Annotated in this window: 10 protein-coding genes and 1 pseudogene; 5 read left to right on the forward strand and 6 right to left on the reverse strand. The window is 32.9% G+C overall.

Translation table 11 applies throughout. The annotated features are described in order from the left end of the window. Nucleotides 1–95: 95 nt before the first annotated feature. The gene (locus tag H3U82_RS08395) at nt 96–1,382 is read right to left on the reverse strand and encodes an AmpG family muropeptide MFS transporter (RefSeq protein WP_198210145.1); all 1,287 of its coding nucleotides are present in this window, start codon (nt 1,380–1,382) and stop codon (nt 96–98) included. A gap of 163 nt (nt 1,383–1,545) precedes the next feature. After that, a pseudogene (locus tag H3U82_RS08400) lies at nt 1,546–2,694 on the reverse strand (DNA recombination protein RmuC); the annotation flags it as partial. A gap of 909 nt (nt 2,695–3,603) precedes the next feature. On the opposite strand from H3U82_RS08400, the gene H3U82_RS10980 reads away from it, so the two are divergent. From H3U82_RS10980 to H3U82_RS08415, 3 genes are all read left to right on the forward strand, one after another. Beyond that, complete coding sequence (locus H3U82_RS10980; protein WP_370524668.1) at nt 3,604–3,915, forward strand: rhamnan synthesis F family protein; 312 nt, start codon at nt 3,604–3,606, stop codon at nt 3,913–3,915. Between the two features lie 35 nt (nt 3,916–3,950). Then, nucleotides 3,951–4,346 carry a rhamnan synthesis F family protein gene (locus H3U82_RS10945; protein WP_255518462.1) on the forward strand — a complete coding sequence of 132 codons (396 nt, stop codon included), beginning with the start codon at nt 3,951–3,953 and terminating at the stop codon, nt 4,344–4,346. A gap of 828 nt (nt 4,347–5,174) precedes the next feature. After that, nucleotides 5,175–5,576, forward strand: coding sequence for a hypothetical protein (locus H3U82_RS08415; RefSeq protein WP_198210148.1), 402 nt, complete (start codon nt 5,175–5,177; stop codon nt 5,574–5,576). 124 nt (nt 5,577–5,700) lie between these two features. Here the strand turns inward: H3U82_RS08415 and rfbC are convergent, their stop codons facing one another. From rfbC to rfbB, 3 genes are all read right to left on the reverse strand, one after another. Beyond that, complete coding sequence (rfbC, locus tag H3U82_RS08420; RefSeq protein WP_078475463.1) at nt 5,701–6,279, reverse strand: dTDP-4-dehydrorhamnose 3,5-epimerase; 579 nt, start codon at nt 6,277–6,279, stop codon at nt 5,701–5,703. Between the two features lie 2 nt (nt 6,280–6,281). Continuing rightward, nucleotides 6,282–7,172 carry a glucose-1-phosphate thymidylyltransferase RfbA gene (rfbA, locus tag H3U82_RS08425; protein WP_198210150.1) on the reverse strand — a complete coding sequence of 297 codons (891 nt, stop codon included), beginning with the start codon at nt 7,170–7,172 and terminating at the stop codon, nt 6,282–6,284. A gap of 66 nt (nt 7,173–7,238) precedes the next feature. Continuing rightward, nucleotides 7,239–8,330: a dTDP-glucose 4,6-dehydratase gene (gene rfbB / locus H3U82_RS08430; RefSeq protein ID WP_370524670.1), complete on the reverse strand. Its 1,092-nt coding sequence runs from the start codon at nt 8,328–8,330 to the stop codon at nt 7,239–7,241. A 190-nt stretch (nt 8,331–8,520) separates the two neighbouring features. On the opposite strand from rfbB, the gene H3U82_RS08435 reads away from it, so the two are divergent. Then, entirely contained in the window at nt 8,521–9,567 is a 1,047-nt protein-coding gene (locus H3U82_RS08435) for a hypothetical protein (protein WP_078475466.1), read from the forward strand. A 588-nt stretch (nt 9,568–10,155) separates the two neighbouring features. On the opposite strand, the gene H3U82_RS08440 is transcribed toward H3U82_RS08435, so the two are convergent. Next, entirely contained in the window at nt 10,156–11,160 is a 1,005-nt protein-coding gene (locus tag H3U82_RS08440; protein WP_198210152.1) for a hypothetical protein, read from the reverse strand. A 492-nt stretch (nt 11,161–11,652) separates the two neighbouring features. On the opposite strand from H3U82_RS08440, the gene msbA reads away from it, so the two are divergent. Next, the gene (msbA, locus tag H3U82_RS08445; RefSeq protein WP_198210153.1) at nt 11,653–13,440 is read left to right on the forward strand and encodes a lipid A export permease/ATP-binding protein MsbA; all 1,788 of its coding nucleotides are present in this window, start codon (nt 11,653–11,655) and stop codon (nt 13,438–13,440) included. The last annotated feature ends 324 nt before the right edge of the window (nt 13,441–13,764 follow it).

Genomic DNA, 13,764 nt, shown 5'->3' on the forward strand with positions numbered 1-13,764 from the left:
GAACCAGATCATTCAGTTTGCCAATTGGCTTTTGAATCAGGCACAAACTAAGTTCTGATAATCTCTTTTTAGTTTAATTATATGTACAAGCAGTACTAAGTATCTGTTACGTTTTGATTCCATGGCGCAACTTTTATTAATAATAGCATACCGGGTAATGCCAGAAAGAAGCATAACCAGAAAAAATTGACAAAGTCCAGCCAGTTAATCAGATAACCGGTTGTTGCATTAATCAAAGTTCTTGGTACTGCTGCCAGACTGGTAAACAATGCCAGTTGTGTGGCAGTAAAAGCAGGATTGGTTTCACGTGCCATATAAGCCACAAAAGCAACCGTACCCAGACCCACACCAATTGCTTCAACGCCAATAACGGTTGCCAGCATTAACTGCTGCTTTAAACCGATTACGGCAAAAGGTCCCTGACTTGCCAGCCAGACAAATCCCAATATAGAAAAAACCTGTACCAGCCCGAATAGCCATAAAGCACGATTAATACCTAATTTAATCATCCAGATCCCGCCCAGAATGCCAGCAATAATTGTTGGCCACAAACCGGCATGTTTAGCAATCAGACCGATATCTTTATTACTGAAGCCCATATCTATATAAAAAGGTGTAGCCAGTGCAGTAGCCATACTGTCACCCAGTTTATACAAAAAAATAAAAAACAGTATCAGCAAAGCATTTTTAACACCTTTACGATTAAAAAATTCATTAAAAGGCTCAGTAACTGTTTGTTTAAAAGATTTATGAGTAATTACCGGAAGTTTGGGTTCTTGTGCCAGAAAGAGCGTCATAAATAGACCAGGAAGCATAAATAATGCGGTAATGGCGAATACTGTCGACCATGGATATGTCTCAGCCAGAATCAATGATAAGGAACCCGGTATAATTGAGGCAATACGATAGGCATAAACATGAATCGTATTACCTAATCCTAACTCATTATCCTGCAATATTTCACGCCGGAAAGCATCTAGAACAATATCCTGACTGGCCGCAAAAAAGGCTACAAACACCGACAGGATTTTTATAGTTGTCATATTCTGATTAGGATTAAGCCCGATGTAACCGAGTAAAGTCAGCAATAATGCAACTTGTGTGATAAACATCCAGCCACGCCGTCTCCCCAGCCATGGTAATTTAACTGAATCCATTAATGGTGACCATAAAAATTTCCAGGTAAAAGGCAGGCCGACCATGGAAAATGAAGCAATAGTTACCAAATCTATATGTTCTTTACGTAACCATGCCGGAATCAGATTAATCAGAAAATATAACGGCAAACCGGAGCTGAAACCTGTAAATATACATATCAGCATATGTCGGCTAAAAATTTTGCGTAATAATGGAACAGATGATTGAGAATCAGTTTGAGTCATTCGGATACAATCCAGCATCAAATGATATATGCCTGAAAGACTACATAAATATTAATTATTTATGTAATTGGCAAGATGGTTAAAAATACTGTCTGTCAACAGCTCTTGTAAGTTGGTTTATAATTTAAATCATCAATACATTAAAATAAATGGCGAACTTTTTTCAAAGTGAATCAGGAATAGACAGAGTTAGTTCTTCCTCGTCGTCTTCTGAGATTTGATAATGTTCTGGTAAATTTTTACCGCTTTGTACACCTAATTGACGTAATTTATTGGCTTTACTTACCAGATTACCACGTCCGTTTACTAATTGCCCCATTGCTTTCTGAAATTGTCCCTGAGCCTGATCCAGATTTTTACCTACACCTTCAAGCGTATTCACAAAACCAACAAATTTGTCATATAGTTTGCCGCCTTCTTTGGCAATAGCCAAAGCATTCTGGTTTTGCTGTTCATTACGCCAGATATGAGCAATTGTACGTAATGTCGCCAGTAAGGTGCTGGGTCCGACCAGCATAATCCGTTTCTGAAAACAATCATCAAAAAGCTGATTATCCTGTTGCAAAGCAAGTAAATATGCCGGTTCAACCGGAATAAACATGAACACAAAATCCAATGTATTTAACCCGTCAATTTCATCATAGCTTTTAGCTGAAAGATCCTTAATATGCTGGCGTACCGACTGAATATGGGCTGCCAGTGCTTTGGTCGCAGAACCGGGATCTGTTGCCTGAGTGTAGCGTACATAAGCAGTTAACGAAGTTTTTGCATCAATAATGATCTGTTTATTCTCCGGTAAATTCACCAGAACATCCGGTTGCAACCGGCGCTGCCGGCCATCCTCATCAATAACAGTTGAGGACGCCTGTAAAACATATTCACGCCCCTTATGTAAGCCTGAATTTTCCAGCACTTTTTCCAGAATCATTTCACCCCAGTTACCCTGATTTTTATTCTGGGTACCAGTTAATGCATCCGTAAGTGCTTTAGCATCATTGTGCAGCTGTGCATTTAACTGCTGTAAATGTTTCAGTTCAGTTTCAAGAGTAGTGCGCTCTTTAGCTTCTTTTTCATAAGTATTTTGTACCAGCTGACTAAATCCCTGCATACGTTCATGTAAGGGAGTTAATAACTGATTAAGACTGGTTTGATTCTGTTCACTGAAACGTTTACTTTTTTCTTCAAGTATATCATTGGCCAGTGCTTTAAACTGATCAGTCAGACTAACACGGGCTTCATTAAGCAAAGTCAGCTTTTCATCATAAGTTTCACGTTCATGCTTTAATTGTGTAGCCAGACGACTATTTTCCACACGCACATGATTTAATTCTTCCTGTACCTTTAGAAACTCTTCTTCACGCAAATGCCACTCCTCACTACGTAACTGCCAGTCTTGTAGTTGCTGTTCTGCTGCTGCCAGTTGGGTAGAAACAGACCGGCACTGTTGCTGTTCCCGCTCTAAAGCACTCTGAATATCGGTTAATTGAGCATTAACAGCTTCGGTTGCACTTAAACGTTTATGTACGATCTGTAACTCTTGGCGGCAATTACAAAGCTCAGCATTATAATTTTGATTGATTTGGTGTAGATTATTTACTTCTGCCTGGGTACGACTTAGCTCATTTTTTGCTTCAGATAAGAGAATATCTCCGGCCTGGCGTTCCTGTAACAACTTTTGGCGTGAAAATAGATATAATATACAAATGATTAAGATAAATAAGAATATCAAAATTAGCCAAGTCATAATGGTCATGATTTATTAAAATTTATAGCAAACAACAGCGTTAAATAATAGCATTTATTTAGCACTGACATAGAATAATTCAGTGTTGTAATGTGAAGATTAGACTAAATCTATTGATGAGCTACTGAAAAATAGTTATATGAATATTGAATTCGTAAATTCTATTTATATAGAAAAGATTTAAAATGCTAAAAGCATATAAAAGTAATAAAATTTATAAGCAGTATCAAAATAATCGATATTTATTATTGAATTCTGTATTTGGTTTGATTTTTTGCAGATATCTGTATTAAATATGCTGAAATAATAAAAAATATCATAAAAACCAAATTTATTTCCAATAATCATAAATATATGTATACCTTTATTTCAACGTATTAGGTTGTTAATGTGTTGCAGATAATAAATTTTTTATTTATTGTCTTGTAAATAAAAAATTTTTCACATAAAATTTTCTTATATAAAAATAAATTAAAAATTGCATATGAAATTAAAATAAAAATAGTTCTAAATCGTGGTCGTGACATCGTGCCAATGTTTACAGAGTTTGGTCAGCAATTAAAGCAGTATGATTATCTGGCACATTTACACAGTAAGAAATCGGTATATAACAAAGAGGTTATAGATAGTTGGTGTTCATATCTTTTTAATTCGCTGTTTGGTTCTGCAGCAAACATACAGAAAATTTATTCATTATTAATAGAAAATAATAATTTAGGTATAATTTATCCACAAATTTATCATCGGCTACCTTATTTTGCTTGTACTTGGTTAGCAAATAAAAGCTAGGGGGGCAAAAGTTATTAACTCATATGAAATTACCAATGATAAATGGTTATTTCAATTATCCGGTTGGATCAATGTTTTGGGCTAAAACGAATGCATTAGTGCCTTTATTTGATCTCAATTTGAAATGGGAAGATTTTTCAGAAGAACGAGGACAAACAGATGGAATATCGGCACATGCACTTGAAAGATTGCTAGGCATTGTACCTTCTTTAACTGGTTATAGCTCAGTAATTATTCAGGATTTAAAGTATCCTTCCTGGTCATCCTTCCAGATAGATACTCAATACCTGACACGAGACATACAATTTTATAAATCAAGAATTAACAAAGAGAAAGTAAAAGTAGTTGCTTTTGATATATTTGATACCTTATTGGTAAGGCCACTTTTAAATCCTGATCACAAAAAAAATAATATCCCAGTATTATCTTGATGATGAATGTAGAATGCTTTTTAAAAAATATTGGGTAGTTGCAGAAACTCAGGCCAGAAGTAGTAAAAGTAAGGATGTTTCATTATATGAAATATATGTCCAGTTTAAATATTTATCACAACTTACAGATAATCAGGTTCAGCAAATACAGTAAATTGAGGAAAGGGTTGAACTGGCTTACGTCAGTCCTCGTTATGACGTAATTGAATTAATGCAATTTGCTAAAAATATAGGGAAAAAGATTATTTTAATTAGCGATATATTTTTATCAAGAGAAATAGTTAAGAAGATGTTATCTCAACATGGAATTACTGAATGGCATAATTTATATTTATCTTCAGAAACCGGAGTCCGAAAGGATACTGGAAAGTTATATAAATACATGTTAAACAAATTTATGATTTGTGGAGTTCACCGCAAAAAAATACTCCTCAAAGCCATTATCTGCAAGTTTCTCGTAGATGTGTAACAGTACCGGCTATTAATTATTTTTAGGATATTATTGATATTGCAGAGAAAAACTACTATGAGAATAGTATTCAAAATTATTTGATTGAGCGATTTGGCTTAACTCTGGATGCTGAACGTTGGAAAAATATATATCAAAAAATTTATGGGATAAGGATAAAAAATTAATTATAAAACAAATTGATCATATAAAGCCTTTATTAGAATACCTGCAAACAGATATTTTAAGTCTGGCACAAACTGAAAAACTACCTTTAATGACATATCTGAAAAAATCCGGTCTCTTTTTCAAGTAAAAGTTCTGCGGTTGTAGATGTTGGGTATTCCGGGACAATTCAACTAGCATTAAATAAACTATTGATGCAGCCAATTCATGGTTATTACTTTGCAGCAATCATCCCGAGTATAGAAGGATTAACAAAAGATATTAAGATAAAAGGCTGTTATGTAAATAATTTAGCAATTTTGTATCCTGATTCTCAAATTTTTACCCGAAGTTTTGAGTTAGAAAAATTATTAAATGCTGATGATACTCAAATTATTAAATATTGTATTAATAATGATATGCTAAAAGGAGAGTTTAAAAATCTGTCCGATAGAGAACTGGCAACCCGACCAATACGAAATGCTTTACAACAGGGTGCTATAGATTTTGCGAAGGATGCGGTCAATCTTCGTAAAAATCTTTATTTTGATTTTAAACCTTCTTTGTTTATCGCCAACTCTCTATGTAAAGACTTTAGTTTAACATTAAGAATTTAAAAATAAAGTTTTAGAAAATCTAATTTTGGAAGATGATTATTGTGGCAGAGGTTTGGTAAGTAGATACGAATAGTATTGAATTAAGAAAAAATAAAAGGATTAATGATTTAATCCTTTTATTTGCTTAAAATAAATCGATTTTGTTATCTATCAGTTTCTTAAAATTTGGAGCATTATTGTCTTTATCTGTTTGATTTATTGACATATCGTTTTCAATCGGCCAATTAATAGCTAGATCTGTATCATTCCATAACAGGTTGCGTTCGCATTCTTTAGAATAATAATTGGTGGTTTTATATAAGAATTGAGTATTATCTTCTAAGGCAATAAAACCATGTGCAAATCCAGCGGGTATCCAGAATTGACGAAGATTCTTTTCAGATAGCTCGACTCCCACCCATTGACCAAAAGTTGGAGATGATGTCCGTATATCTACAGCGACATCCCATGCTTTTCCACTGACTACTCTTACAAGTTTTCCTTGAGCATGTGGATTTATCTGATAATGCAATCCACGAATTACGCCTCTATGTGAAATTGAGTGATTGTCTTGTACAAAGTTTACAATTGATTGATTATATGACGTTAGAATTGAATTAAAGGTTGTCTGGTTAAAACTTTCCATAAACCAGCCACGATTGTCTGCAAAAACTCTAGGTTCTAAAATCAGCAGATCTTTAATCTTAGTCTCAATCACATTCATATTTAGGCTTTCCTAGAAAATTCACTATATAGTTTTAATAGATATTGACCATAATCTGTCTTTTGAAAAAGTTTGCCACGTTTAAACAATTGATCTAAATCTATCCAGCTATTATTAAAAGCAATTTCTTCAAGGCATGCTATTTTTAATCCTTGTCTTTTTTCAATTGTCTGAACAAAACAGCTGGCTTCAATCAGTGAATCATGTGTACCAGTATCCAACCAGGCAAAGCCACGCCCGAGTATTTCAACATTTAATAATTTCTTATTTAAATAAGCATTATTAATATCAGTTATTTCAAGTTCACCTCTGGGTGAAGGGCGAATACTCTTGGCTATCTCAATAACTTCATTATCATAAAAATACAACCCTGTAATCGCATAATTTGATTTTGCTTCATTCGGTTTTTCTTCTATGGAAAGTGCTTTTCCATTGGTGTCAAATTCGACTACACCGAATCTCTCAGGGTCATTAACATAATAACCGAATACGGTAGCACCTTTTTCTTGTTGTGCTGCCTTTTGTAATTGTGTACCGAAACTTTGCCCGTAAAAAATGTTATCACCCAGGATAAGTGTGACATTATCTTTGCCAATAAATTCTACTCCAAGAATAAAAGCTTGTGCCAATCCGTCAGGAGATGGTTGTACTTTATAAGATAAATCAATTCCTAAATCTCTGCCGTCACCTAACATTTTTTTAAAATTAGGTAAATCTGCAGGAGTTGAAATAATCATGATTTCTCGTATCCCGGCCAGCATAAGTACAGAAAGGGGATAGTAAATCATCGGTTTATCATAAATGGGTAATAACTGTTTTGATACGCCTAAAGTAATAGGATAAAGTCTGGTTCCGGATCCGCCAGCCAGTATAAGACCCTTTCGTTTAACCATTTTTTGTTCCTTGATTATTAATACAATTAGAATTTAATTTTAAATAAATATTTGATTTATTATATCCTATTTCGGTTGGTATTGTTGTTGTATCCATTTCTGATATTCTCCGGTCAGAATATGATCTACCCAATCCTGATTGTTTAAATACCATAATACGGTTTTGCGTAAACCCGATTGAAAATTTTCTTTTGGTTCCCAGCCAAGTTCTTGTTTAATCTTACTCGCATCAATAGCATAACGTACATCATGTCCGGGACGATCCGGAACAAATGTGATTAAATCTTTGTAGGATTTTATCCCAAGTGTTTTATTGGGTACCAGTTCATCTAGAAGATTACATATATTTTTTACTACATCAATATTTTTCTGTTCATTATGCCCTCCAATATTATAGGTACTACCTGTTTTGGCTTTTGTGACAACCTGATATAAAGCTCTGGCGTGATCTTCAACATACAGCCAGTCCCGGATTTGTTCACCATTTCCGTATACAGGCAGTTTTTTACCTTGTAAAGCATTAAGAATAGTTAATGGGATTAATTTCTCCGGGAAATGATAAGGTCCATAATTATTCGAACAATTTGTAATAATAACTGGCAGTCCATAAGTACGATGCCAGGCACGAACCAGATGATCTGAACTTGCCTTACTGGCTGAATAGGGTGAACTTGGAGCGTATGGAGTAGATTCTGTAAATAATTCTGTACTTAAATCACTAAGATCACCATATACTTCATCAGTTGAAATGTGATGGAAGCGAAATAAATGTTGTTTTTCTTCAGGCAAATTTTCCCAGTAACGACGACTTATTTCCAAAAGTTGAAATGTACCTACAATATTAGTCTGAATAAATTCTGCTGAACTGGATATTGAACGATCAACATGTGATTCTGCTGCCAAATGCATAACTGTATCCGGCTGAAATTGCTTAAATAATTGTGTTATATATGCTTGATCACTAATATCGGCCCGACAAAAATGATAACGTGAATTATTTGCAATGGTGGCTAATGATTCTAAGTTACCGGCATAGGTTAATTTGTCAACATTCAAAATTTTATGGTCAGTTTCATTGATCAGATATCTAATAACTGCTGACCCAATAAATCCTGCTCCTCCAGTGATAAGAATATTCATAAAATTACATTCAAAAATTGGTAAAATGTAATATTTTATAATATAAATTATATTATGATATAAAAAATTAAAGTAAAATGGAAAAAATTTATTTAAGTTAAATTTGAAACATTTTTGTTTAACGAGCAATATAGTTGGTCTAAATATTGTCTAAATTTATATTGTATAATGGTTCCGTAAATTTTGTATGGAAGACAAGGTATATTTTATGACAAAAACAATTATTCTGGGTATGCCTAAAAGCCGTAATATTTACTTACAAATCAAAAAAAATCTGGAATTTTACGGGTTTGAGGTATTGTACATAGATAACTACCCAGAATATATTAAGCATTTTCATTATCAGAGTTTTAAAGATTATTTGTATAATCAGGTGCAAAAGTTTTTTTTTAGAAATTATTCATATAAAACAAAATTAAAAGAAAAATTACTTTTATCAAATGTTGAGCGAGTGCTAAGTAAAAGGAATTATGAATATGCTATTATTATACGTCCTGATTTGTATCCGGTAAGCTTATTAAACCTGATGAAAGCACATACCAAAAACGAATTTATTGCTTATCAGTGGGATGGATTGAGACGCATGCCTTGTACAAAAGAAACAATAAATTTATTTGATAGATTTTATGTATTTGATAGTCATGATTTAGTTGATAATAATTATCAAAACTATAAATTGGAGGGAATAACCAATTTTTATTTTGATATGAACAAACCGCAACCGGTGAAACACAAAGGAACAATAGCATATTATGTAGGAACACATGTTTCCGAACGTGTTGCTGACATTGAATATTGTGCAGCAGAGCTAATTAAAAACGATATCCAGCTCAAGTTTATTATCCCTACGAGTAATCAGAATAAGATTAATCAATACCATTGCTCTGATTATTTTATTTTTGGTGCCGAGAATGAAGTTGATTTTTCCAAAAACATAGAAATGTTAAACGAAATAGATATTATTGTCGATTTTGTTAATCCACTTCATAATGGTTTATCTTTTCGTTTTTTTGAAGCTTTGTATTACCAGAAAAAATTAATTACTAATAATGTTAATGTATCTAACTACGATTTTTATCATCCTGATAATATCCTTATCTGGCATAAAGATGATCTTTCACAAAAAATCAAAGAATTTTTATCTAAACCTTTTAGACAGATAGATCCTGAAATAGTAAAAAAATATGGATTTAATAACTGGATCAGGAATATTTTAAATTTACCGCCCTATTCAAAAATTAATTTATTGGATTAATTAAAACAAAAATTAATTATATAAAAGGTTCGCAGTTCTGAAATGCTATATTTTTTATGGTTTTATTTTTTTGATGAAAAGCCTTACTCTTGTTGCAAATCATTTTTAATGGAAAGGATTTTCTTTAATACACAGAAACAGATCAATAGGGCATTCAAATAAGTGAGTTAATACAGTGTGGAAAATATCAAAAGATATAATCGGGAAATCTTCTGTCTCTTTTAATAGTTGCTCTATGTATTTAATATCTATTTCTGCATTATTTTGGGCGTAATAATGATTAACTGAATTTAATAAAGAATTTAGATTTGTTGTATCCATAATAAACGCTATTTTAATTCCTTGGGCAATTAATATTTTTTGTTGTTAATTAAATAAGTTACTTTTTATAAATCTAAATCTGGATTTATATATATTTTGTAAATTAAATACCAGTTAAATAATTGATTTTAATAAAAATTAAAATGAATATTTATTTCAAATATTATTGTATTTAATTTTAGTTCGAAATTTTAAAGACTGTCACTTGCAAAATTTATCTGGTGTTATAAATTTCAGACTAAATTTTGAATTAGTCTATATATTTAATTATGAATTTATACCTAATATATTTTCTATCCAGTTTTTAAAACAGTATTTCGCAACTATATCCGGATTTATAGGGCTATATGGTTTCATAAGAAAGTTATTTATCTCTCCTAAATTTTTATCGTCCCAAATGAATATATTATTCGGATGATAAAAATCATAATATTGAATGTGTTTGTTGGTGGTGATTATTTTTTTTTTGTAGTAAAGTGCTTCAAAATGGCGGAACGATAAACCGTTATGATCTGCAATAACAAAATCTACCAAGATATCCGCTGTAGAGACATTTTTTAAGTTATCTTGATAAGATAGGCGATTTTTTTTACCAAAAATAAGATGTTTTGATTTATAACATTTAATATCGCTTTTTTTGCTCGTAGGTATTATAAATTTAATACTGACTCCATTTTCCGCAAGTTTTTCGGCACACTGCTCTATCATGGCAACGCGACTTTTCTGATGGTCACCAATATAGTAAGCTTCTAACTTATCATTTTGGACATAATCCGGCTTTATAACATCAAAATAGAAATTAGTAATACTATACAGTTGATGGTTTTGGTAGTCAGGGTTATTTAAATCGGTATGATCAAAAATAAAAAACCGATCAAATAAATGAATAATATTTTTTACTGGAAAGCGTTTTAGTCCATCCCATTGATAGCCAATAAATCTTTTTTTAGTATGCTTTTTTAATAAAGCCAATACCTTTGGCGGATAGATATCTGGCCGGATAACTAAGGCATAGTCATAAAGATTATCTGCCAGAAGTTGTTTTGCTTTATGAAAACTTTGTTTTTCTCGTAAAGTTTTTTTATATGTCTTACTCTGGGTGATATTTTTATGCAGAAAGTGATATATACGTTCCCAAATACTGTTATATTTGAATTTCAGTACACTATCTAATCGTAAAACTTGATATCCGTGAAATTGAAGGTTTTTTTCAATTAATTCAACTATACCATTGCTTGGTGGCATAGCTAATATGATGGTTTTACGAGTCATGAATAAAAACTGATTTAGATGTTGATAACAATTAAAACTGCTGAATGTAAAGAATTGGATTTATCCAATCAATATACAGAATAAGTTTATATTTTAATTCAAATTTAAATATCATATGTGTTTTGATTATTCTTTTAGAGTAAAAATATATACAATATTTATCAACAAATTGTTTTAAATAAACCGTATTTGTTAGCAATATGTAAATTGAATTCGGTAAGATCAGTGCTTAGTTTGTCTTAACTGATTTAAATTTCATTGATTTGGTAGTGGATTTTTGTACTGGAGAGAATTTTTATCAGGTATTTTATTCAGATTGTTTTCGATTTGATAGAATACAAGTTGTATGTGATTTTAGAAGTTGATAATTGGTATAGGTTTAGATTGGCAGTTTGCTGAATTTAATGGATTTATGCCGTTTATGATGAGATACCGACAGGTAATTTCATCGACACTGTGTTTTGTTTTGTATTTGATTGTTCTGGGAAGCGAATGAAAAAAAGTAAAAAGGCTGATGCTTTTTCACCGCATAATCTTTATAAGAGATTATTTCCGTATATGCGCGGGCTGGTAAAGTATTTTTTTATTTCTGTATTGGCAATGGTTGTCGTAGGTGTGACAGGTCCCCTTTTTGCTTATTTGTTAAAGCCGATCATTGATAATGGTTTTGTTGACAAAAATATCGAAGCTATGAAATGGGTACCATTTGAAATCATCGGTTTGTTCATTTTTCGTGGGGTTGCCAACTATATAAATGAATATACCAGTGCTTATATTTCTAATCAGATGGTCCAGGTAATTCAGCGTGATCTGTTTGCAAAAATGATGATGTTACCTGTGAGTTACTATCAGGAAAACAGCCGCGGGCGCATGATGTCGCGCATTACCAATGACGCTAAAGGAATAACGGCTGCCGGTTTTGATGTGATTACTGTCTTTGCCAAAGATGGTGTGACTGTTTTGGGACTTCTGATTTGGTTGTTTTATCTTGACTGGCAATTAACACTGATCACTTTTGTTACCATTCCATTAATTGCCTGGTGTGTGAGGGTTATTAATAAGCGTATTCGCCGATTAGTTACTAAAAGTCAGAATGATCTTGGCCAGGTCATGCAAATTTTGTCTGAATCAATTGATGGTACAAGGGTTGTACGCATTTATGGTGGTGAACAGTATGAACAGAGTCGTCTGGAAAAAACCAATAAGGCTCTGCGTAGTCTTGCTGTCAGACGTCAGTCGTATACGTCTATTGGCAGTGCAGTAACACAGCTGTTAATTGCCACATCATTATCAATTATTTTATATGTTGCTGCTAAAAGAGCCAGTCATGCAGGCTTTACTGCCGGTGATTTTATGTCTTTTCTGTCAGCTATGCTGATGATGTTTGATCCGTTAAAACGGATTACCAATATGTCCAGTGTTTTGCAGGCCGGACTGATGGCTGCAGCTAGTGTATTTCACTTTCTGGATGAACCGGAAGAAAAAAATCAGGGAAAAAAACAGCTGACTGCTCCTATTGGAGATATTGTTTTTCAGAATGTAACATTGCGTTATCAGCATGCGGATAAAAATGCGATAGATCATCTAAACCTGACAATTAAACAGGGTAGTGTGGTTGCGTTAGTAGGAGAGTCTGGTTGCGGTAAAACTTCTACTGTAAATCTTATTCCGCGATTTTACGATACGACCAGCGGACATGTAAGTATAGGTGGTATAAATGTTGATGATTTTGAATTGAAAAATCTTCGTTCAAAAATGGCATTAGTTAGTCAGGACGTTGTTTTATTTAATGATACTATTGCGAATAATATTGCTTATGGTTCTCCGCATGCTACAGAGGCAGATATTATTCAGGCTGCGAAAGCTGCTAATGCCTGGTCATTTATCAATAATATGCCTGAAGGCTTAAAAACTGAAGTGGGTGATCAGGGGATGAAGTTGTCCGGAGGTCAGCGACAGCGTTTGGCAATTGCACGGGCATTGCTAAAAGATGCGCCTATTTTAATTCTTGATGAGGCAACTAGTGCTTTGGATACTGAATCTGAACGATTAGTGCAATCTGCCCTGGAGACACTAATGAAAAACCGGACCACAATTGTGATCGCGCATCGCCTGTCGACTATTGAAAATGCGGATAATATTGTGGTGATGCATCAGGGGAAAATTGTCGAGCAGGGTAAGCATGCAGAGTTACTGGCAAAAAATGGACGTTATGCATTCTTGCATCGGATGCAGTTTGGTGAAAACCGCAATTCGGCTGAAGATAAATCATTAAATTAACAGATTTAAGAGTGTTTAAAATTTGCCTGTATTGTTTTTATTTATTGGTTTATATGTTTAAAAGTAGCAGAAATATTGGATTTTCAGTACTTTATTCATAATAAATCTATAAATAGATTGCTAACCGGATACTATGATTGTAGAAATAATGGTATCCGGTATTAAATTTAAATGCATTAATTTCATTTAATTCGATTAATATCTAAAGCAAAAAGATTTATTCATATTCAGTATGATATTAAATTGTTGTTCGATACTTCTCTTAATATTCAATTTTGCAGAGTAAGTTCCGTTGGTTTATCTTTTGCTGAAGCAGATGTTGTG

The sequence above is a fragment of the Snodgrassella sp. W8132 genome (genome assembly GCF_016100865.1).
Taxonomy (GTDB): Bacteria; Pseudomonadota; Gammaproteobacteria; order Burkholderiales; family Neisseriaceae; genus Snodgrassella; species Snodgrassella alvi.

Coding starts and splice junctions, on each gene's coding strand:
- rfbA (WP_198210150.1), bottom strand. CDS start 7,172: ATGGTTAAACGAAAGGGTCTTATACTGGCTGGCGGATCCGGAACCAGA.
- H3U82_RS08435 (WP_078475466.1), top strand. CDS start 8,521: ATGACAAAAACAATTATTCTGGGTATGCCTAAAAGCCGTAATATTTAC.
- H3U82_RS08395 (WP_198210145.1), bottom strand. CDS start 1,382: ATGACTCAAACTGATTCTCAATCATCTGTTCCATTATTACGCAAAATT.
- rfbC (WP_078475463.1), bottom strand. CDS start 6,279: ATGAATGTGATTGAGACTAAGATTAAAGATCTGCTGATTTTAGAACCT.
- H3U82_RS10945 (WP_255518462.1), top strand. CDS start 3,951: ATGATAAATGGTTATTTCAATTATCCGGTTGGATCAATGTTTTGGGCT.
- H3U82_RS08415 (WP_198210148.1), top strand. CDS start 5,175: ATGCAGCCAATTCATGGTTATTACTTTGCAGCAATCATCCCGAGTATA.
- msbA (WP_198210153.1), top strand. CDS start 11,653: ATGAAAAAAAGTAAAAAGGCTGATGCTTTTTCACCGCATAATCTTTAT.
- H3U82_RS08440 (WP_198210152.1), bottom strand. CDS start 11,160: ATGACTCGTAAAACCATCATATTAGCTATGCCACCAAGCAATGGTATA.